Source organism: Exiguobacterium sp. MH3, assembly GCF_000496635.1.
Classification (GTDB): Bacteria; Bacillota; Bacilli; order Exiguobacteriales; family Exiguobacteriaceae; genus Exiguobacterium_A; species Exiguobacterium_A indicum.
In genome coordinates this window covers 1,416,287-1,436,226 of record NC_022794.1, presented here as the reverse complement: position 1 = coordinate 1,436,226, position 19,940 = coordinate 1,416,287, and the positions used below count along the sequence as shown (strand labels likewise).

The window sequence follows — 19,940 nt, the reverse complement described above, 5'->3', positions numbered from 1 at the left end:
CACGACCAACGATTCATACGACGACTGGGCACCGACAGGCGTCGTGGATTGAACTGTTCTTTGATCTTTTTTCATCGCTTCTCTCGTCGAAGCGATTCATTTCGTTGAAGCGCATCTATCCGAAGGCATCATGTCGACGCTTCTACTCTTCTTGGTATTTTTCATCGCACCTTGGATCGTCTGGCGGAGTACGACGTTCTATTCCGATCGCTATGAGGAAAATACAAGCCGCCATCGTCTTCTCTTGATCGCCTTGATGATGCCGATTGGCTTGTTCGCTTACTCTATTCACCATGTCGTCGAAGGACATGTCGGCTGGTTCGTCCTAAGCTTTATCCTCTCACGTCTTTGGCTCTTATTCATGTGGGGTACTGTCCGAATGACGGAAGAGGCACAAAGAAGAACCTTCCGTATTTTATTGCTCGGACATGGCACGGCGATGCTCCTCGTCACATTCAGTTATTGGGTTGCATTTTTACCGCTCGTCCTGCTTGCTTTACTCATTGAGTTATTTCAGACGCTGTGGACGTTACGTGCTCACGAACAACTTCCCGAGTTGACACGCAATCACTTGCCTGAGCGGTTTGGCTTGTTTACGATGCTTGTCCTTGGAGAAGGTGTCCTTGGCGTGATCGACTTGCTGGCAGCAGGAGAAGATTTATTGTTCCCGTTCTTACTCTTCCTCTATCTCGTCTGCTGTTTTTGGATCTACTACGATCAAGTCATCTACCGCCTGTATCATCCGACCGCCTGGCACGTCTATTGGTGGGGAATGTGGAACCTTGGTATCGTGATATCTTTATTGCTCGTCCGTAGCGCTTTTTCAGGTTATGTCGCAACTGATCCGGATGCTGTTCTGCTCTTTTTCAGCGCGACTCTGCTGTTCATTTGGACGACCGGTGGTATCGGATTGACTGGCCAAAAAGATACCGTGTCTGTTCGAATGACGAGACGCTTCCTCCAACTCCGTCTCTTGCTGACATGCCTACTCATCGGAAGTTTCTTCATTCTCCCTCCCCTCTTGTTGCTACTCGTGATGCTCCTGACCTTACTTCTAATCCTCTTTCAGGGGATGTATTATTGGACGACACTTTTACGTCCCTCGTCCGAAACATGATCAACCAGATGGTGCTAATCATCTGGTTATTTTATGTATAAATTTATTTATCGATAAGCTCATTTTTATTAATTTGTTTTTTGATTCATGCGGGCGTATTCTAATCACGTAGCCAATCGGCAAACGAAAAAGGAGGAACATATCATGAGTAAACACATCTTAATGGTCGTCACGAACGCAAAAGAAATGAAGGAAGGTCACGCAACTGGACTTTGGTTGTCTGAGTTCGCGGAAGCGTACATCGAATTCAAGAACGCAGGATATACGGTAACGGTCGCAAGCCCGAACGGCGGCGAATCACCAATCGACGCTCGGAGCCTTGAAGACGAAGTCCCAGCTGAGATTCAAGCGACAGCTCCACTCTTGAAAGAGACACTTGATTTAAAAGCAATCCAGGATTTCTCAGCATTCGATGCAATCTTCATGCCAGGTGGACACGGTACGATGTTCGACTTGCCACAAAGTGATGCCTTGAACAACGCTCTTCGGACATTGTTTGAAGCGAATAAGACGGTCGCTGCGGTCTGCCACGGACCCGCTGGACTCGTCAGTGCGACACTCTCAGACGGAACACCACTCGTCGCTGGAAAGACGATCGCAACGTTCACGGATGAAGAAGAACGCGCGACAGGTCTTGACGTCTACATGCCATTCTTGCTCGAGACACGTCTTCGTGAACTCGGTGCGAATATCATCACGGCTGACAACTTCACGGAAAACGTCCAAGTCGACGGAAACCTTGTCACGGGTCAAAATCCACAATCTACGATTGCGGTCGCGAAAGCCGTCATCAATACACTCAACTAATCAAAACAAGGGATCCTTTGGATGAAGGATCTCTTTTCATAGGAGGTTCTATCGATGATTCAACTGATTGCCCGAATCGAAGCGCATCCGAATCAAGGCGAACAGCTCGCTTCTATCATCGAAGGTGTGATCGTACCTTCGCGTGCAGAAGAAGGGTGCCTGACGTATCAGACACATCGCGCCATCGACAATCCGAACGTCTTCTACTTTTATGAACAATGGCGTGATCAAGACGCTTTCGATCAGCATGTCGCATCACCGCACTATCAAGCCTATCGAGCAGACAGTGCCAATCTCGTCGTTGATCGAAACGTGACGTTCTTAGATGACGTATCAAAGTAATGTATATTTCATACAAAAAAGTCCAATCCTCTCAGCATTTGCTTGTGGATTGGACTTTTTTCATACGATTCAACCTAACGCCTTAATCACCTGTTGCAAAACCGGATTGTGGCGCGAGTCCGTTCGATAGGCGACATATAACTGATTCGTCGCGAATCGTTCCGGCGCAATCCGCTGTACTCGTCCAGCACTGACCGCTGCCTCGACGAGATAATCGGGCAAAACGCTAATCCCGTGTCCTGCTTCGATCGCTTTTAGTATCGCATCGACGTTCGGTAAGATCATTTCCGGACGGATCCCAGGTCGTTCTCCGAACTGCGTCTGATAGTACCGACGAATGATCGGCAGCTCAAGTCCGTAGCTAATCCAGCGCTGACGGTCCATCCACTCCTTTAGATCCGCTTCCGGAGCATCGTAGCCAATCGGGGCGATCAAATGAAAGCGTTCGTCAGCAATCGGGACGTACTGGACGCCCGGCTCATCGATCCGCTTCGTTGCGATGATGAAGTCGAGCTCATTCGCAAGCAAGCGTTGCAAAAGAGGAGCCGTCAAATCAAAGACTGCCGTGAACTGTGCGACATCGAGCGGTAGCTTCGGCACGATCCCATGCGTGACGAATTCCGTAGGTCCCCCGAATTTCAAGACCGGACGAGGTTGTTCCCCTGCTTCGTACTTCATCTCAAGTGATAATTCCTCGAGCCGATCAATCAATCCGACGACTTGTGTATAGAGGGCTGTTCCCGCGTCCGTCGGAATCATTTGCCGTGGCGCACGGATGAACAAGGATGTCTCCAGTTCTGCTTCTAGTGCCGCGATATGCTGGCTGACCGCCGGTTGCGTCAAAAAACGAATTCTTGCCGCTGCCGAGACGGAACGCTGTTGGTAAACATGAATGAAACTGCGATACCATTCAAAATCAATCATGTGGTTTCTCCTTTTGCTTGGTCTTCTTAAAAAGTATAGATTCATTCAATCTATAAGACAAATAACGAATAATTTAGTAAGTCATAAATTTATTTATCGGATAATGACAGAGGATTTCCATAATGCTTCGTTAGAAGTTTCTCTATTTAGAACTCAACGATTGCTCCGCGGATCATTGCAAGAAAAGCGTCAAATCTGATTTCATTTCTGCTCTTCTTTCTTTTTCTTCTCCCGGTGATATTGTTTTAATGCCATATTGACGTTCACGATGACGGCACTGAGAACACCGACGCCAAGCATGACATACACGATCGAAAACAATTTACCGAACGCTGTCTGTGGGACGAGATCCCCGTATCCGACCGTCGCGAGCGTCATGACGGAGAAATAAAAGGCGTCCAGAATACTGAACTGTTCGACATTGTGATAGAAGACCGTTCCAATCAAAAAAAGTGCCCCGACCATGATCATCAATGCCTTCTGTTCTTCTTGCTTGAATAAGATACGAATGACATGAAAAAAATTTCGGATCAAAATAAAGAACGCCAGCATGCTCTCTCCTCCTCAGTTCCGTCATTACGGCACACGTTCATTGAACAATTTCTCTAGTTGGTCAGGATCAAGTTGATTCAAGTCAGAGATCAGGAAATAATCGATTCGTTTTGATGACTGGATCTGTAAACTTTAATCCGTCCGTAGGAGCTATTTGACACCGATCAACGTCGCGATCAAAATAAAACTACAGTTGATCAGAAACAGATATCTGCACCGAGCGCGTAGGTCATGTTCTGATTCATAATGGCGTAATCAATCGTATAGACCATTGTCAACAAGGCGGTGGCGATTACGACACCGGGAACGTCCGCGCAATCAGTTCGTCACTTAAAAACGAGTCACAACATTTAAGTCATTGGTTTTTATTTACCCGTTTTTAGTGTGTTCGCCTTATTTCCCATATGAAAAATAAAAATCCCTTAACTGAAAGATACATTGCTCATGAAAAAATTCCGCGGCAAACGCCGTTACTTTAAAAATCTCGAGCTTGAATTCAACAGTTTTTCTTCTCCAGCCTATATTGATTCAGACGTTTGGTTTAACGACTGGCACGAGCATCCTGACTTTTATGGACATGGCAACGCGAGTCTGCGTATTCGTAAAGCACATCTTCGGATTGCATTGAGCGCTATGCAGGACATGCAACAAAAACTAGCGGAAAAACAGATTGAACATCAGCTTTACATAACGATTGTCCTCGAGGATGCTTCACAAGACGCACTACATGTCCACTCGACGAATCCGGACGGAACCCCATTCCCACTTGAGCGGATTCAGTCGTTCCCTCTCGCTTCACACGTTCCGACCTGGGTAACCGAACTCTTGCCGGGCAACCGGTATACGATTCATGAATCACAGGAGGAATTCATCGATTATACGGAAGAGGAGCCTGTCAGCTCGACCGTCACGCTTTTTTACATCTTGCCAAATCGTTAACGATACGAAAACGAGCTATCCTTTCCATCACAGGAAGAGGATAGCTCGTTTTGTTCGGTTTCTCTTATGGTAGCAAGACGACCTTGCCGAATTTGCCAGCTCGTTTGAAGTACGCTTGGGCTTCTCGCGCTTCAGCGAGCGGGAACGTCCGGTCGATGACGGGATGAATCGTCTGCGTCCGAACGGCCTCCAGTAATTTCTCATAATCATGGCGATTGCCAAGGACAGATCCTTGTAGACGGATATGCTTCAAGTAAAGCGTCCGAAAATCGAGCGAAGTCACCTGTCCCCCGGACGATCCGGATATACAGTACGTTCCGCCGCGCTTTAGCAGATCCAGTCCTTGTTTGAACACGGCATCGCCGACGACGTCGAGAATCGCATCGACCGGACCGACTTCTTGCATGACCTGCTGATCCCAGTCCGGCTCACGGTAGGAAACGACCAGGTCCGCCCCGAGTTCTTGCAATTGATCCGTCAGCTTCAAGTCACCGACGAGTGCGACGACACGGGCGCCGAAGACCTGTTTCGCAATCTGGACGTTGAGTGAGCCGACACCACCACTGGCACCTGTTACAAGTAACGTCTGTCCTTGTTGTAAGTCAAGTTGTTCGACCATGTGCCACGCCGTCAATCCACTGACCGAGAAGACCGCACTGTCCGTATAGGAAGCAAGCGGCATGTCGTAACAGAGTTCGAGCGGCCAGCAGACATACTCCGCGTATCCGCCGTCGTACTCGGAACCGATGAACGATAAGTCCTCGGCACTCTGTTCGTCAGCGATTTCTCCACTCGCCGTGAACGGGAACAAGACGACGTCGCGTCCGATTTCCGTCTCGGCGACACCGTCTCCGACCGCGACGATCCGTCCGCTGATGTCTGAACCGGGAATCCGGGGGAACTTGACCCCTTCTGCTTTCCAGCCTGATTCACTCTCCGCACCATATGCGCCTTCCCGCATCCAAATTTCTGTATTATTCAAGGCGCAAGCTTTGATTTCAATCAGTACCTCGCCTTGTTTCGGTTGTGGTGTCTCTTGATCGATATAGGCGAGCTGCTCAAGCCCACCATGCCCCGTTACGGTGACTGCCTTCATGTTTTTGCCTCACTTTCTTTCTTCCATATGGTATCTCTCTTCTTTACCCCTTCATCCTGATTTTAATATCCTGCTTCCGTAACCCGCTGTCTCCTCCTATAGAACGATTCGTCCTCGTTTAATATCTAGATATAATATGGATACGAATTCACGTCTGGAGGAACGATGCATGAAAAAACGATTGATCTTTATAGGGACTTTAGCAACCATCACGGTACTGGGTATTTCCTGGTCGAGAGGTGGCGCAGATCCCGTCATGAAAGACAACTATCCACCCATCCCAAAAGATACGACGTATCGCGGACAGGTCGCTTGGCCACTAGAAACGCGCGATCGTTCGATTGCCGGTGAAGCAAGCGGCGTCGCTGTTGCTCCGAACGATGACGTCTACTATTTACACCGAGGTAGTAATTCATACGGGGATGACACCTACATCACAGAACCGACATTGATCGTGCTCGACGGAAAGACGATGCAGGTGAAGAAGCGGTTAGGTGCAGGACTATTCAAGTCACCGCACGGTCTCGAAGTCGATGACCAAAACAATATCTGGATTACCGACATCAGTCTGAACCAAGTCTTCAAGCTCGATGCGTCCGGTAAAGTCTTGCAAACGTTCGGAAACGCATATGGTCCGTTCACGGAAGTCGGTCTGCGTATCCGAAACGTCTTGCCAAGCATCCCGCTACAGCTAGATGAAAAGACGTTCGCTCGTCCGACAGACGTCACCGTTTTCAAGGACGGCTCGTTCGCCGTATCTGACGGCTATCGGAATAGTCGCATCGTCATGTTCGATCCAAAAGGAACAGTCAAATGGGAAGTCAATGAACTCGGCAAACAAGACGGACAGTTCAATCTTCCGCATGGGATCAGTAGCGACGATGAGATGAATCTCTATGTGGCGGACCGGGACAACGCCCGGGTCCAAATCTTTAATCAAAACGGCAAACACATCGATACGTGGTCGTCAAAAGAACTCGGTCGACCGTACGGGATCGAAGTCGGTGCGAACGGTAAAGTCTACGTCGCCGATGGTGGAAACTATCTTAATGGACAAAAAAAGAACGCGCAAAGCCAAATCGTCATCTTGAACAAACAAGGAAAGATCGAGAAACGATTCGGTACATGGGGCAAAGAAGCGGGACAACTCCGGATCGCGCACGACATCGCGGTCGGTTCGGATGGAACGATTTATGTCGCGGAGTTGTTGAACAAGCGACTACAACTGTTCTCTGAAAAAAGATGACAAGTGCACTCGTAAAGTGTAAGAAATAAATAGTCTTTCCTTAAAAAACCTCTTCACTCGGTTCGCTCTATTTTTGGTAAAATAAAGCAAACCAACTGGAGGTGCCTCATGAAACGTGCTTTTACGTTAACCGTCCTACTGATCCTTGTCGTCTGCATCATCGTTTTCGAACCGTTCCGTGGTGCGCCACCGAATCCCGAAGTCGAGGCAAACGGAAAGGATGTTCCGACCGTCCAAGGGTCTTTCTGCTGGGATAGCTTACTTCGCAGTCGATGCGGTGATAAAATTTACCGCGATGGACTCGATATGGCAAATGGACAAAAAGCAGTTAATGTTTCTGCCGGCGCATCCGTTCGCGTCAAATTATCAGGCAATCCAGAAGAAGTTAAGCTAACACAATGGGACGAACAGAAAAAGAAATCTCCTGTTGTATTGAAAGATGACCAATTCAACGTCCCGACAGAACCTGGTCTCTATACGTACGAACTAAACTCGCGCTGGAAACAAGGAGACGGACAATTCGGATTCTTACTGAAAGTGCAGTGAAACAATAACCCCCTTGACGTACGATGACGTCAAGGGGGTTATTTCATCCTGCTTGGTGATAAAGTTGCAAAATGCCAAAGACAGTCAAGATTATATACCCTGTCCCGATGAACAGAAAGACCGGGCGAATCAATTGATCCTTCGGTTGGCGCGTAATGCCTTCGAAGAAACAACCGGTGATGAAACCAAGAATCAAGATTCCAAGATACATCAATATGAACGTCAGGATGCGACCTCCAAGACCAGTCTGCAACAAAAATGGCGAGAGCCAAATCAGTATCCCAATAAAACTAGCAAGCCCAAGAATTCCGATCACGATACCGTATAGCGGTCGTACTGTATTCAGACGCTTGAAAAAACGTTGTCGCTCAACGAGCATCATCGCCGACAGACATGTCAGTAAGAACACTACCAAAAAGTAGAGCGTTTGTGAGATTGGCTCCGTCATCGAGAAGAGTGGCGTGCTGAGTACGACAAGTAGTGGCAATACGCTAAGTATAAAGAATTTCACTGTCATTCTCCTTTCAGTGAATCAATATAAAAGGTGTTTCTGAATCACTTATGACTTAGCGTATCATACAAATCATTCCAGGATTTTCCCATTTGATTCGTTCTGATTATGAAAATCCGTTTACTTACGATCGATGGAGTTCCTGAAATCGATCAATCATGAGCACAAGGGAACGATTGATGATATCCAGTTCCATTTCGTCAAGAATCGTCGTCATCTCCTCCGCCAATTGCTCTTCAATCTCATCCATCTTTCGCAAATAGGCTACCCCATTCGTATCGAGTTGGATGAAACTTTCCCTTAAGTTTGCTGGATTCTTTCGACGCTTGATGAATGTACGTTCTTCCAAAATCTTGAGTACTTGACTGACCGCACTCTTCGAGATTCCCATCGTTCGTGCGATTTCCGTCGACGTCCAGGAGTCTTTTCGTTTGAACAATAGCAGTAGCTGTTCCTGTTGTTGACTCAAAGCAAACGGATTCAACGCTGCGAAAAACTTCGCCAGCTGAAGATCTAGTTCATCGATACGCCGATACATCGTCAAGATGTCCTGTTTTTTTGATCCTTCCATTGTTTTCCTCCTGTCATGAAATGTTCCGAAAATCTCGACTTCTGCGATAGAGTAACAGACCACAGACGACACCAATCACTGCGAACGCAATCAGTAGGAACTGGATAGGAATTTCGATCGCGACTAGCAGCGATAAGACCGCGAACGCAATCGGTTCTAGACCGGAAGCGGCAAGCGCCATGATGCTCATGACGCGTCCGATCTTATCCGGATCACTCCGCTCCTGTAAAATCGTCACGGTCGGCAGATAGACGAGCATCAACAAAAATCCACTCATCGCCGCCGTGAAAGCAAGTAACGGAATCGATGCCACCTGGGTGTACAGCAAGAAAGCACCTAACGTCAAAAACAGCGCACGAAAGACGAACCGACCGCGATGAATCGACCTTAGAAACAACACGACGACACTGGCAACAAATGTCCCGACAGCAAGACCACCTTCGATGAGACTGAGATCCGCTGCTGACCCTTTCGCTGCGCCGACGAGAATCGGGATGCTCATGATCAACGGTCCCATGACGAATAGATTGACGATGGCAATCGACAACGTACCGGCACGTAAGACGGGCGTCTCTTTGACATATCGAATCCCTTCACGCAAGTCGCGTAAGACCTGACGTATCGAGAGGACGGAGGTATCAGGAATAGGATCGCGAATTAGCCGCGGCAGGACCAGTACGGCTGCAATAAAGATTAAGATCATCGCTGTCCCGAAGCTCAGTCCAAATCCCCCTTGCGTTAGCAGAAGTCCTGCGAGAAACGGACCGAAGACGAACATCAATTCGAGTGATCCTTGAAATAAGGAATTCGCCCGCTGTAATTGCGACGCAGGAACCAGAGACGGCAACAAGGACGATAAAGCAGGATAAGACATGCCATCCAAAATGCCAAACACGACAGAAATCAACAAGAGTGTCCCGACCGAGTACGCATCAGCGTAATGTAAAAGAACGACACCGAGCATCAAGAACGCCTGTCCGAGATTCGTCCAAAAGAGAAGACGGCTTTTTTGGAATCGATCCGCGAACACGCCACCAAACACCATCATGATGACTCGGGGCAACGACACGGCAGTTAATATCAGACCAAGCAAAGCGGGCTGTCGCAAGACATCAATCGTCAACCACGACACACTCAAGAAGAAGATTGCAAAACCGAGCGTTAATGTCATACCGGACAACCACATGAAGACAAAGCGTTGATTCCTCAGCACTGCCATGAATCAGACTCCCTTTCCTTATAGTTAAGTTAACTAAACTATATGAAGCGACCGATCGCTTGTCAACGGATCAATCGGTTAACGAGGCTAATTCAAAAGTCAGTCTCTATAAAAATAAGGATGGCAGAATGATGATCTGCCACCCTTACCGCATTCTTTTTGCGTCAGTCTCGACTAATCATGCTTTTTCGATGACACGACGGACGATCCGGAAAAAGACCGCGTGCGGCAAAAATCGTTTCAATCGAATTAAGTTCGCTGCGTTCTTACCGACAGGATAACGCATCTTTTTCGAGTCATCCATCACGGCACGGTGAATCGCACCCGCGACGACTTCCGGTCCTTCGGCTTCTTCTCCTGCTGCGTTCGAATTTTTGAGTGCCGTTTTCATATAGGTGGCGTAATCCGCGATGTCCGTTTGCACGAGATCTTGCGACCGTCCGTAGAAGTCGGTCTTGATCGGTCCTGGTTCGATCAGTTTGACGGCGATCCCGAGCGGAGCAAGCTCATAATGCAACGATTCCATGAATCCCTCGACAGCCCATTTCGAGCTGTGGTACAGGCTATAGATTGGAAACGTGACTTGTCCCCCGACGGATGTCACGGTCACGATCTTCCCCTTTCGCTGTTTTCGAAAGAGCGGCAATGCCTGACGCGTCACGTTCATGACGCCGAAGACGTTCGTATCGAATTGACGCTTGATTTGCTCCGGTGTCGCCTCCTCGAAGATGCCGACCGCACCGTACCCTGCATTGTTCAACAGGACGTCGATCGTACCGAAATCGTTCGTGATAGCTTCAAAGGCTAGACGAATGCTCCTCTCGTCCGTGACATCCAGTGCATACAAGCGAACACCTGGTAATGAGGCGAGGTCACTTGACGTCTCCGGCTTTCGCATCTTTGCTGCGACTTGCCATCCTTCCTGACTGAACCGTTCGACGGTTGCCCGTCCGATTCCGCTAGATGCTCCCGTGATGACGATCGTTTTCTTTTGTTTCATTGTGAATTCTCCTTTGTAGTTTGACTTAGCGTGCAAAATAACGTTTTGCGATGGTCATTTTTTTCGATGTGTACGGCGCGTAGCGTAACGATGGATCAAGTTTCGTCGAAGTTTTGACGATGCTCTTCGCATGCGAGAACGTCTCAAAGGTGTGTCTGCCGTGATACGCCCCCATCCCGCTACTACCGACTCCACCAAACGGCAGTTCAGCGTTCATCAGATGCACCATGCCATTGTTGATACATCCTCCTCCGAACTCGACGTGCTCCAAGAAGTAGGATTCCATCTCCAGTGATTCCGTATAGAGATATAAGGCGAGTGGATAACGGTTGCGGCGAATGATCGAGACAGCTTGTTCCGGTGAGCTGAACGATACGATCGGAAGTAACGGACCGAAGATTTCTTCTTTCATGATGTCGTCCTCAAGCGATACAGCGTCAAGCAATGTTGGCTCCACGTAGCGATCCGCTAAATCGATTCGTCCTCCGTGAACGATCGTGCCTTGTTGCATCAGACGTTGCAGAGCGTGTACGCGGCGCTCATTGATGATGCGTCCATAACTTTCACTCATTTGTGGATCCGCTCCGAAAGCACGTCTGATTTCTGCTTTTAGCAACTGGATCAACGCATCCTTGACCGTCTCTTCAACGAGCAGATAATCCGGACAGACACACGTTTGACCAGCATTGAAAAATTTCGACCAGACGATCCGTTTCGCTGTTATCTGCAGATTGGCACTCTTATCGACGATGACGGGACTCTTCCCGCCAAGCTCAAGTGTCGTCGGTACCAGTTTGGCAGCCGTCTTCATGGCGATATGTCGTCCGACACCCGGGCTTCCCGTAAAGAAGACATGGTCGAAACGGAATCGATCGAGTAATTGGTCACCGACGACTGCCCCATCGCCGAGAACGACACTGATATAGTCTGGATCGAACGTCGTTGCGATGAGCTCTGCAATCAAGCCCGACGTATGCGGTGTCAAATCCGACGGTTTCAAGACGATGCAATTCCCGGCTGCGATTGCCCCGATGACGGGTGCAAGCAACAACTGGAACGGGTAATTCCATGGTCCGATGATCAAGACGACGCCGAGCGGATCGTGTCGGATGAAGCTCTTTGACGGCTGCAGGACGAGTGGTGTTGCGACTCGCTTCGGCTCCATCCAGCGCGCTAACTGTTTTTTCGCTTCACGTAGCTCTTGATAGAGCACGCCGATTTCTGACGTGTAAGCTTCAAATGTCGGTTTTCCTAAATCCTTTGCTAATGCTACGAGAATCCGTTCTTCGTTCGATCGGATTAACTGTTCCAGCCGTTCGAGCTGTTGTAATCGAAAATCGATCGTCTTCGTCTTCCCTGCATCAAAAAATGCACGTTTCCCACTATAAACTTCTTCGGTTACGGCTTGATCTTGTAAAATCATGGTTAAGTGTTGCATCATTCATCGCTCACTTTCTTTATGTTCTTTCGTTTAAACATTTAAACGTTTAGTGTAAAATCAAACTCTCTTCTCATGTGTGAGAAAAGAGCCTCGGTCAGCGTAGGATACAATCTTCTTCGATGGCTGCCGTCAATGTTTTCAAGACGTTGACCGCTTCTTGTAAAGTCAGATAATAGTAGTTCTCCGTACCGACTTTCTCAGAAGCGACGATTCCTGCTGCCCGCAATACTTTCAGGTGATGCGAAATCGCTGGTCGAGATAACGAAATTTTTTCATCCAATTGACTGACGTTCAAACGATCGTACCGTGCCAATTCAATGATGATCGCTTGACGATTGACATCCGATAAGACTTGAAAGATCGGAATCGCATCTTGAAAATACCCTACCGCTGCGTCTAGAGCTTGTACATCCTGTTCATTTTTTCTCATAGCGCCTCCGTTTAAACGTTTAAACATTTAAATTCATGCTCCTAATTTACAATCCTTGCTTTCCGTTGTCAACTGATTCATTTCATGTTCTTATTTACAGGTTCAGGAAACTCATGATAGGATGGTAAAAATTACATGATTCAAACGCGTCGAAGAGAACAGTACGTCATCTCGGCTTTTCCTAGAGAGCTCCGATTGGTGGGAAGGAGCATCAGCCATTGACCGAACCAAGCCTCTGAGCAGCACGGTGGAACCGAATCGGGGATATCGTGACGGGTGCTCCCGTTATCGAGCTCAGGTATTTGCCGTTTGAAAACGGTCGTACCGATGAAGGCGATACCGGTGACGGTCTCGCGAACAGGGGTGGCACCACGACACGCACAGTCTCGTCCCCAAGACCAACGTCTTGGAGGTGGGATTTTTTTATTGGCTTAAAAAACAATAAAAAGGAGTGTGTCATATGTCGAATTGGAAATACCCTGGATTGCTATTACTTGGTGTCGGTGTCTCGAACATCGGCGCATGGGTCTACTTCATCGCCTTGAATTTAATTGTCTTTGAACGAACGGGATCAGCGTTCGCCGTCTCCGTTCTCTATATTCTGTTGCCAATCTCTGCACTGTTGACGAGCCTCTGGTCTGGTAGTGTCGTTGATCGCATCAATCAGCGCCGCTTGCTCGTCATGCTTGACGTCGCGCGTGCCGCGCTCGTCTTTTCACTGACACTGATCGATTCGTTGTATGTCCTCTATGCGCTTGTCTTTATCCTGAACATCGGCAACACGCTGTTTGAGACATCGTCGTTGATCTACATGACGAAGCTCGTCCCGGAGAACAGCCGCCAACGGTTCAATGCGTTAAAGAATTTCATTCAGTCAGCAGGTTTTATTCTCGGACCGTCGATTGCTGGATTCTTATTTTTGATTGGTTCTCCGGAGACGGCAATCGTCCTGAATGCGGGAGCGCTGTTGTGTTCTGCTGCCTTACTATTCGTCTTGCCCGACGTCCGCCAGGCGATGACTCCAGCGACCACCTTCTCACTCAAAGTGATTCTCGCGGACTGGAAAGAGACGCTTCAGTTTGCACGGACGCGGCGCTATATCACGCTCGTCTACGCCTTCTATGCGCTGATGATCGTCCTGATGAGCGGACTCGATTCGCTCGAAGCCTCGTTTGCGACGATTGTTCTGCAGCTGGATGAGAGTACGTATGGATTTCTCGTCAGTATCGCCGGAATCGGTATCATCTGTGGTTCTGCCGTCAATGCGACCTTCACACGTCGCTTGTCGCTCCGCTTCTTGATTCAATTTGGAGCACTGATGACACCGATCGGATATTTGATCTTTGCCACAGCGACATCGTTCCTGACGGCAGCAATCGGCTTTTTCTTGCTGACGTTCGCCCTTGCTTTTGCGAACACCGGCTTCATGACGTTCGCTCAAACGCACATTCCGGTCGAAACGATGGGACGATTTCTCAGTAGCATCCACGCCGTCCAGTCAGCTGGTGTCATTCTCTTGACGGCGTTGATTGGTTTCTATGCGGAGACCTCAATCCGCTTGACGTATACCGTCGCTGCAGTCAGCTTTCTGTTCATCGGTGGATGGATTGCTTGGATCGTCCAGGATCGAACGAAACGGCATTATTTTACGACGGAAACGGACGAGACAATCAAGCTTTCGTCATGAGAAAGGAAGGTATTCATGAACCTGACCGCAAAACGAATTTTCCTCCGTCCGATTGACGTGACCGATGCACACGTCTTATTCGAACAAACCCAGGATGAGACATTACGTTATTTGACTGGTACGACAGCAACGTTTTCGATTGAACAGATCGAACAGCACATTCTTTCGATTCAAGCTGATCCATCGCGCTTCGATTTCGCCCTCTGTTTGAACTCCGGTGAAATAATCGGTGAGTGTTCCATTTTAGACATTGATGCAGACTTGAAACAAGCGGGGTTTCGTATTTCGATGCGTGCCCTCCCCTGGACCAGTCAAGGTTACGGGACAGAGGCGATCTCCTGCATCTTCCAATTTTGTTTCGAGGAACTTCGACTTCATCAACTTGAACTTGAAGTGTTTTCACATAATGAGCGAGCCATCGCTGCGTATAAAAAAGTTGGCTTTCACATCGTAGAAACGATTCCTGATACTGTACCCTATCAAGGGATTTCGTTTGATGAGATTGTTATGCGGAAATGGAATTAACTCTTTGCTTTAAAATCAATCGTCGAAGCTGACGATAAGTGATTATTTTCTAATTTATTGTATTTTTCGATTTAGCGTTTCCCATCACTGACTGCCTGCAGACGATCAGTGATTTTTTTGTGCCAGAATAAGATTTTCACGGAATCTTCTTTCTAGACGTTCATATTTGTTAAGATGATAGACAGGAAAAGATTTGGAAATGAAAATACGTAAACGAGGATTAACCATGACATATTTCATGTATTTATTTTGTTTAATCGTCTGGGGACTGAATTTCATTGCTGTCAAAATCCAAGGAACACCTGTCGCCTTGGAAGTATCCCTGACCTATCGATTAGCGATGACCGCTGTTCTTTTCATTCTATTCGCGTTATTCGTTAAACGAACGAACAAACCTACCGCGACGGACATGCCTTTCATCGTCGTATTCGGTGTCTGTAACTTCGCTCTGAGTTACTTATGTCTCTATTACGCGACGATGTTAAGCTCTGCTGCGATCGTGACATTGATTTTCTCACTCAAGGTCATTCTGACACCAATCGCTCTGCGCTTGTTTTTAAAAGAGACCCTCCATGCGCGCGTTTGGATTGGGGGATGTTTTGGTATCATCGGCGTCGGTGTCCTGATTGTTCCGAGTCTAGGTAGCATCCATGGACTGACCGATTTAAAAGGTGTCTTGATTGCTCTAGTCGGCACGCTATTGACGTCAGTAGGTGACGCCAGTTCAGCGCGGAACGCCAAGCAACGAATCAATCCGGTTCATGCCAATGCGATCGGATTCACTGTCGCGAGTTTAGTGATGGGCGCAATCGTCATGATTCAAGGAACACCGCTTACGCTCCCGACAACAGTTACCTATCTTTCTGCCTTACTGTATTTAACTGTGATTGCATCGTTTCTTGCCTGGCTGTTTTATTTGAAACTCGTCGAACGGATCGGTGGTGCGAAGAGCGGCTATATGGTAGCACTATTTCCGCTAATTGGCGGTGTTGCTTCAGTATTGATCGGTGAATCGACGCTATCTCTTCCTTTAATCATCGGGTGTCTATTTAGTTGCATCGGGGCTTCGATTGCTCTAGGGATTCGTCCGTTTCGGCAACGAAATAAAGTATTCAGCTAATGTCAATTCATGAACCGGAGTGATGAACGTGTCTTCTCAAATCAGATATACGTATGATTTTTTAAATTCACCGAACGCTATTTCAAATGCTTCAGCAAAGGATATCCCCACGATTCTGTCGATTGAAGCGAATGTCAAAAACATCATTAATCATGCACTATATCTTGAAACATCGTTAGCCATCTTCGAGTTTTATGAATCGTTGTATCGGTGGAAAAGATTGGTGACGCCTTCATGTATTCCTGCCTTTTATTATTATTCGGTGGAGTTTGACCATGATGAAGAAGGGGCAATCGTATCGATGGCCCCTTCTGCTGATCAAGGAAATATTCAATCGATTTGGAGCGATGAACGGATGAACACTGTTTTTCCTCTCGACACCTTAGTGACATGCTTGTCTGATTTAGAAAGGCAACTGCGATTCGATCTTGAAGCGTACTTCGACATTCAGCTGGATGCCTTCATCCGTCACATTCCCTATTCGTCACCAAAACTTTAATAGAATGCGGAGACTTCTATATGCTTGATTTATCTCAGTTCCAGATCGAACTTGATATCAGGAAGCCAACACCCTATTTTCAGTCAACACCAGAACGCCGTATCCGCTTTTTAATGGAAGACCTAACTGCTTCGCAGTTAAAAGAAATTCTTCAGACGATTTTTCAAGAAGACAGATCCATCCATCTTCTATTCGTTGCTGCATACATCCATCATCATCGGCGCTACTTAGCAAAGGCTCGAGTAGGATCATCGATCACGATTCGAAACTGGAAAGAGTATATCGTGGAAGATGAAGGAGCTCATACGGGTGTCGTATATGCGCATGTGAAAGATATAGAGCTCAATGAAATCATTTCTTATTGCACAAAAGTCTATAGAGGGTACACGCCAGCTTACATCGTCTTCTATGACTCAGTTTTTCTTTTGTATGTGTCGACTGATGTAGTGGATATCATTGGCGATGCGACTGCGATTAAGTCACTCAAGGAAACATACGCGGAACTTTACAATAGCTTTCACGACAAGTACGTCGGGTAATATTCATAATAAACCTAGATATGTAAACATAAGTATTAATAATTAATTTTTTTGAATATTAAGGTTCATATATTGAATAAATGGATTACTTAATTATGTTTTTAGCAGGAACTATCATCTATCCGGTATTTGAAGGATAATTAGGGTATTATATAACTAATACAAGTATTTTATTTACCACTTTCCAACATCAGTGATGCCTCGCTCATCTAAGAGAGGAAAGGAATTTTCCCATGATTTTCATTACGGACTTTTCTTCACCGATCGGGCAGCTCGTCAGCCAACGTATGCGCACGGAAGAACAGCCTTTTTGCATCGGGGTATCCGATCCACAAGCCGCTTCCGAATTATATGGAGAGCATTTTGACTTTCGTCGATTCGATGTCCAGGATGCCTCGACGTTCGTAGAAGCACTCGCAGGATGCGATCAAATCTTTCTCGAATTTCCTGCAAACGCGGACTTGGAAACATTCGAATATTTTATTCATTATCTCAGACAGACTGCCCTGCAACACATCGTCTACCTCTCAGCCAAAGACGCTCTATCCCTCCCGTTCACGCCACATCATCGTATTGAAGTCGTCATTCGCCAAACCGACATTCCCTACACGATCATTCGTCCTAGCTACTACATGCAGCATTTAAACATGTTCATGCGAGATATGTTACGAGATCATGCACACCTCTTCGCACCGGCAGGAATTGGTAAGACGTGCATGATTGATGCCCGTGACGTAGCGACCGTCGTGATGACGTGTCTTGAAAACCCAGCCACTCACTTCAATAAAATCTATACGATCAGCGGTGAAGCGGCTTACAATTTTTACGAAGTCGCCCGGCTTCTCGGAGAAGAACTTGAAACAGAGATCATGTATACGAACCCGTCGATTGATTTTTTCCGGTCCTTTATGATGCAACATGGATTGTCTTACGAAGAAACCAATGAAATCATCAAACTTCATGTGCCGATCTTATTAGGTCTAGCGGATGAGACGGATAACCACTTTTTAGAACTGATTGGTGAACGCCCGATCACCCTTCGCCAATATATAAAAGACCACCTATCCGATTGGGTAAATGAAGAGGAGGGCAAAGCATATGATTACTCATGAACGAGCGCTGTTCGTTCGTCAATGCATCGTCGATTATTATCACCGGCTCGGCATTCATTGTCAGGTGACAATATTCACAGAGTACCCATTGCAATTGTTGCTCGACTTCGATTCTCGAAGAGATGAACTGATTACGCCTCAACGGCGAAGCCTCTCCTGTCGGTACATTCGCGCACACCTCATTTCTGCTTTAATCACTTTCGATGATTCCTACACGCATGTTTACATGACGAAAGCGCCCTTTTCCTCCATGACGCGATATTGTCTTTTGATTGTCTAATATCATCGTCAGTCAAAATTGAAAGGAGATGCGGTCGTGCGGTTGAAACGTGCTACGGAACACGGCTTACTGACATTACTTTTTTTGGAACACACCTCAAAATCGATGACACGAAGAGGAGAATACGTAAAGACGAGAGACATTTCGCTTCAATGTAACATCTCGTACGAGCATCTCACGAAAATCATTTCAATTTTAGGAAAAGCAGGTCTTTTACGAACCCATGCTGGACGAGAAGGCGGTGTTCAACTTCTCCCATTGAGTCATACTGTCCGGGTCGGAGATGTCGTCGCGTTATTCGAACGTCCGCTTTTCCCGGGAACGCGTTATCAGGTACGTGCGTTAGATCAACTATTAGATGTTGCACTGATTTCGTTCTTTAATACGCTCAATCAAGTTACGATAAAGCAATTAGCGGACGATTTACCACCTCACTTTTTCTTAGACATATCATGATTTACTTCTCATCAAACAGCAGTTCAGTCAAGTGTACAGGAAGGACGTTACACATGACGATTTTAGTAACAGGATTCACAGGAAACGTTGGACTAGCCGTCGGTCATGCAATGATGAAGCGACATATTCCCTTTCATGCGGCTGTCATCGATCCAGCAGCTGCTTCAGAGAAATTCGGCAATGCTTTTCACTATCGTCACCTGGACTACGCCGATATCTTAACGTTTTCACAAGCGTTAAAAGGCGTCGATCAACTCTTTTTGATGTATCCGTCCCAAGTATCAACACGACAGTTCCATCTCTTTCTGCGCTATTTGCGCTTCACCTCAGTCCGGCACATTGTTTATCTCTCGTTCAAAGATGTTCCAGTCTTTCCGCTGACACCTCACCATACAATCGAAAAGATCATTCAAGAGACCGGCATCCCGTTTACGATCATCCGTCCCGGATACTACATGCAAAATTTGAATCTCTTCATGCGTGATGACATCCGTTTTCACGAGCAAATCGTTACGCCAGCTGGTCTTGGGAAGACAAGCATGATCGACATCCGCGATATCGCGACGTTCGTCATCCATTGCCTCGAACATCCTGCTCCCCATTTCAATCGTGTCTATACGTTGCATGGCGAGGAAGTTTTCGGTTTCCATGAGGTCGCAAGTCTGATGACGCTACTCCTAGGAAAGACGATCCGTTACACGAACCCTTCGATTCCATTCTTCCAAATGAAGATGGTTCAAAAAGGATATCCGAAAAGCTACGTCAATGAAGTCATCATGTTACACCTCCCGATTAGTCTTGGACTCACGAAACGAACGAACAGTCAGTTCCGCGAGGTGACTGGTACCGAGCCGATTCCCCTAAGTCAATATATTCTCGATTATCAAGCCCACTGGGAGAAGCATTGATTCCTCCATTCTTCGTAAAAGGAAAATGACTTCCTCAAAACCTAGTCGTCTCAAAGAGACACGTGTGCCTCAT

At 47.1% G+C, this 19,940-nt stretch carries 23 protein-coding genes and 1 other annotated feature; of the genes, 14 read left to right on the top strand and 9 right to left on the bottom strand.

Going from position 1 to position 19,940, the window contains the following annotated elements:
* Nucleotides 1–73 precede the first annotated feature (73 nt).
* The 3 genes from U719_RS07475 to U719_RS07465 all read left to right on the top strand — a co-directional run bounded on the left by U719_RS07475 (nt 74) and on the right by U719_RS07465 (nt 2,266).
* Complete coding sequence (locus U719_RS07475; RefSeq protein WP_369792084.1) at nt 74–1,117, top strand: low temperature requirement protein A; 1,044 nt, start codon at nt 74–76, stop codon at nt 1,115–1,117.
* A 144-nt stretch (nt 1,118–1,261) separates the two neighbouring features.
* Nucleotides 1,262–1,924, top strand: coding sequence for a type 1 glutamine amidotransferase domain-containing protein (locus tag U719_RS07470; RefSeq protein ID WP_023468141.1), 663 nt, complete (start codon nt 1,262–1,264; stop codon nt 1,922–1,924).
* Between the two features lie 54 nt (nt 1,925–1,978).
* On the top strand, nt 1,979–2,266 hold the full coding sequence (locus U719_RS07465; RefSeq protein ID WP_023468140.1) for a putative quinol monooxygenase: 288 nt from the start codon (nt 1,979–1,981) through the stop codon (nt 2,264–2,266).
* Nucleotides 2,267–2,335: 69 nt separating this feature from the next.
* Here the strand turns inward: U719_RS07465 and U719_RS07460 are convergent, their stop codons facing one another.
* Together U719_RS07460 and U719_RS07455 are read right to left on the bottom strand one after the other, a co-directional pair.
* Complete coding sequence (locus U719_RS07460; RefSeq protein ID WP_023468139.1) at nt 2,336–3,190, bottom strand: LysR family transcriptional regulator; 855 nt, start codon at nt 3,188–3,190, stop codon at nt 2,336–2,338.
* A gap of 201 nt (nt 3,191–3,391) precedes the next feature.
* Nucleotides 3,392–3,742, bottom strand: coding sequence for a potassium channel family protein (locus U719_RS07455; protein WP_023468138.1), 351 nt, complete (start codon nt 3,740–3,742; stop codon nt 3,392–3,394).
* Between the two features lie 444 nt (nt 3,743–4,186).
* Between U719_RS07455 and U719_RS07450 the strand changes: the two genes are divergently transcribed.
* The gene (locus U719_RS07450; protein WP_023468137.1) at nt 4,187–4,681 is read left to right on the top strand and encodes a hypothetical protein; all 495 of its coding nucleotides are present in this window, start codon (nt 4,187–4,189) and stop codon (nt 4,679–4,681) included.
* Between the two features lie 64 nt (nt 4,682–4,745).
* Here U719_RS07450 and U719_RS07445 read toward each other — a convergent pair whose 3' ends face one another.
* A complete protein-coding gene (locus U719_RS07445) occupies nt 4,746–5,777 on the bottom strand; it encodes a zinc-binding dehydrogenase (RefSeq protein WP_023468136.1) in 1,032 nt (343 codons plus the stop codon).
* Nucleotides 5,778–5,946: 169 nt separating this feature from the next.
* Between U719_RS07445 and U719_RS07440 the strand changes: the two genes are divergently transcribed.
* Together U719_RS07440 and U719_RS07435 are read left to right on the top strand one after the other, a co-directional pair.
* Nucleotides 5,947–7,023, top strand: coding sequence for a peptidyl-alpha-hydroxyglycine alpha-amidating lyase family protein (locus U719_RS07440; RefSeq protein WP_023468135.1), 1,077 nt, complete (start codon nt 5,947–5,949; stop codon nt 7,021–7,023).
* Between the two features lie 108 nt (nt 7,024–7,131).
* The gene (locus U719_RS07435) at nt 7,132–7,569 is read left to right on the top strand and encodes a hypothetical protein (RefSeq protein WP_023468134.1); all 438 of its coding nucleotides are present in this window, start codon (nt 7,132–7,134) and stop codon (nt 7,567–7,569) included.
* Nucleotides 7,570–7,612: 43 nt separating this feature from the next.
* Here the strand turns inward: U719_RS07435 and U719_RS07430 are convergent, their stop codons facing one another.
* From U719_RS07430 to U719_RS07405, 6 genes are all read right to left on the bottom strand, one after another.
* A complete protein-coding gene (locus tag U719_RS07430) occupies nt 7,613–8,080 on the bottom strand; it encodes a hypothetical protein (RefSeq protein ID WP_023468133.1) in 468 nt (155 codons plus the stop codon).
* Nucleotides 8,081–8,204: 124 nt separating this feature from the next.
* Complete coding sequence (locus U719_RS07425) at nt 8,205–8,651, bottom strand: MarR family winged helix-turn-helix transcriptional regulator (RefSeq protein WP_023468132.1); 447 nt, start codon at nt 8,649–8,651, stop codon at nt 8,205–8,207.
* 13 nt (nt 8,652–8,664) lie between these two features.
* The gene (locus tag U719_RS07420) at nt 8,665–9,870 is read right to left on the bottom strand and encodes an MFS transporter (protein ID WP_023468131.1); all 1,206 of its coding nucleotides are present in this window, start codon (nt 9,868–9,870) and stop codon (nt 8,665–8,667) included.
* A 178-nt stretch (nt 9,871–10,048) separates the two neighbouring features.
* Nucleotides 10,049–10,870, bottom strand: coding sequence for an SDR family oxidoreductase (locus U719_RS07415; protein WP_023468130.1), 822 nt, complete (start codon nt 10,868–10,870; stop codon nt 10,049–10,051).
* Nucleotides 10,871–10,895: 25 nt separating this feature from the next.
* Nucleotides 10,896–12,293, bottom strand: coding sequence for an aldehyde dehydrogenase (locus U719_RS07410; protein ID WP_041255424.1), 1,398 nt, complete (start codon nt 12,291–12,293; stop codon nt 10,896–10,898).
* Nucleotides 12,294–12,405: 112 nt separating this feature from the next.
* Nucleotides 12,406–12,768, bottom strand: coding sequence for a helix-turn-helix transcriptional regulator (locus U719_RS07405; protein WP_023468128.1), 363 nt, complete (start codon nt 12,766–12,768; stop codon nt 12,406–12,408).
* Nucleotides 12,769–12,881: 113 nt separating this feature from the next.
* Nucleotides 12,882–13,138 (top strand) — a binding site (T-box leader).
* Between the two features lie 63 nt (nt 13,139–13,201).
* On the opposite strand from U719_RS07405, the gene U719_RS07400 reads away from it, so the two are divergent.
* The 8 genes from U719_RS07400 (at nt 13,202) to U719_RS07360 (ending at nt 19,867) form a co-directional block, all read left to right on the top strand.
* On the top strand, nt 13,202–14,428 hold the full coding sequence (locus U719_RS07400; protein ID WP_023468127.1) for an MFS transporter: 1,227 nt from the start codon (nt 13,202–13,204) through the stop codon (nt 14,426–14,428).
* Nucleotides 14,429–14,443: 15 nt separating this feature from the next.
* Nucleotides 14,444–14,953, top strand: a complete 510-nt coding sequence (locus tag U719_RS07395; RefSeq protein WP_023468126.1) for a GNAT family N-acetyltransferase — start codon at nt 14,444–14,446, stop codon at nt 14,951–14,953.
* Nucleotides 14,954–15,179: 226 nt separating this feature from the next.
* Entirely contained in the window at nt 15,180–16,073 is an 894-nt protein-coding gene (locus U719_RS07390) for a DMT family transporter (RefSeq protein ID WP_023468125.1), read from the top strand.
* A gap of 28 nt (nt 16,074–16,101) precedes the next feature.
* Complete coding sequence (locus U719_RS07385) at nt 16,102–16,572, top strand: hypothetical protein (protein ID WP_023468124.1); 471 nt, start codon at nt 16,102–16,104, stop codon at nt 16,570–16,572.
* Between the two features lie 20 nt (nt 16,573–16,592).
* Entirely contained in the window at nt 16,593–17,111 is a 519-nt protein-coding gene (locus U719_RS07380; protein ID WP_023468123.1) for a hypothetical protein, read from the top strand.
* Between the two features lie 233 nt (nt 17,112–17,344).
* Complete coding sequence (locus U719_RS07375; RefSeq protein ID WP_023468122.1) at nt 17,345–18,223, top strand: NAD(P)H-binding protein; 879 nt, start codon at nt 17,345–17,347, stop codon at nt 18,221–18,223.
* Between the two features lie 316 nt (nt 18,224–18,539).
* Complete coding sequence (locus U719_RS16470) at nt 18,540–18,959, top strand: Rrf2 family transcriptional regulator (RefSeq protein ID WP_023468120.1); 420 nt, start codon at nt 18,540–18,542, stop codon at nt 18,957–18,959.
* A gap of 53 nt (nt 18,960–19,012) precedes the next feature.
* Nucleotides 19,013–19,867, top strand: coding sequence for an NmrA family NAD(P)-binding protein (locus tag U719_RS07360; RefSeq protein ID WP_023468119.1), 855 nt, complete (start codon nt 19,013–19,015; stop codon nt 19,865–19,867).
* The last annotated feature ends 73 nt before the right edge of the window (nt 19,868–19,940 follow it).

Bases quoted from the DNA above. Each gene is read 5' to 3' on its own strand.
- U719_RS07470 (WP_023468141.1), top strand. From the start codon at position 1,262: ATGAGTAAACACATCTTAATGGTCGTCACGAACGCAAAAGAAATGAAG.
- U719_RS07465 (WP_023468140.1), top strand. From the start codon at position 1,979: ATGATTCAACTGATTGCCCGAATCGAAGCGCATCCGAATCAAGGCGAA.
- U719_RS07460 (WP_023468139.1), bottom strand. From the start codon at position 3,190: ATGATTGATTTTGAATGGTATCGCAGTTTCATTCATGTTTACCAACAG.
- U719_RS07455 (WP_023468138.1), bottom strand. From the start codon at position 3,742: ATGCTGGCGTTCTTTATTTTGATCCGAAATTTTTTTCATGTCATTCGT.
- U719_RS07450 (WP_023468137.1), top strand. From the start codon at position 4,187: ATGAAAAAATTCCGCGGCAAACGCCGTTACTTTAAAAATCTCGAGCTT.
- U719_RS07445 (WP_023468136.1), bottom strand. From the start codon at position 5,777: ATGAAGGCAGTCACCGTAACGGGGCATGGTGGGCTTGAGCAGCTCGCC.
- U719_RS07440 (WP_023468135.1), top strand. From the start codon at position 5,947: ATGAAAAAACGATTGATCTTTATAGGGACTTTAGCAACCATCACGGTA.
- U719_RS07435 (WP_023468134.1), top strand. From the start codon at position 7,132: ATGAAACGTGCTTTTACGTTAACCGTCCTACTGATCCTTGTCGTCTGC.
- U719_RS07425 (WP_023468132.1), bottom strand. From the start codon at position 8,651: ATGGAAGGATCAAAAAAACAGGACATCTTGACGATGTATCGGCGTATC.
- U719_RS07420 (WP_023468131.1), bottom strand. From the start codon at position 9,870: ATGGCAGTGCTGAGGAATCAACGCTTTGTCTTCATGTGGTTGTCCGGT.
- U719_RS07415 (WP_023468130.1), bottom strand. From the start codon at position 10,870: ATGAAACAAAAGAAAACGATCGTCATCACGGGAGCATCTAGCGGAATC.
- U719_RS07410 (WP_041255424.1), bottom strand. From the start codon at position 12,293: ATGATTTTACAAGATCAAGCCGTAACCGAAGAAGTTTATAGTGGGAAA.
- U719_RS07405 (WP_023468128.1), bottom strand. From the start codon at position 12,768: ATGTTTAAACGTTTAAACGGAGGCGCTATGAGAAAAAATGAACAGGAT.
- U719_RS07400 (WP_023468127.1), top strand. From the start codon at position 13,202: ATGTCGAATTGGAAATACCCTGGATTGCTATTACTTGGTGTCGGTGTC.
- U719_RS07395 (WP_023468126.1), top strand. From the start codon at position 14,444: ATGAACCTGACCGCAAAACGAATTTTCCTCCGTCCGATTGACGTGACC.
- U719_RS07390 (WP_023468125.1), top strand. From the start codon at position 15,180: ATGACATATTTCATGTATTTATTTTGTTTAATCGTCTGGGGACTGAAT.
- U719_RS07380 (WP_023468123.1), top strand. From the start codon at position 16,593: ATGCTTGATTTATCTCAGTTCCAGATCGAACTTGATATCAGGAAGCCA.
- U719_RS07375 (WP_023468122.1), top strand. From the start codon at position 17,345: ATGATTTTCATTACGGACTTTTCTTCACCGATCGGGCAGCTCGTCAGC.
- U719_RS07360 (WP_023468119.1), top strand. From the start codon at position 19,013: ATGACGATTTTAGTAACAGGATTCACAGGAAACGTTGGACTAGCCGTC.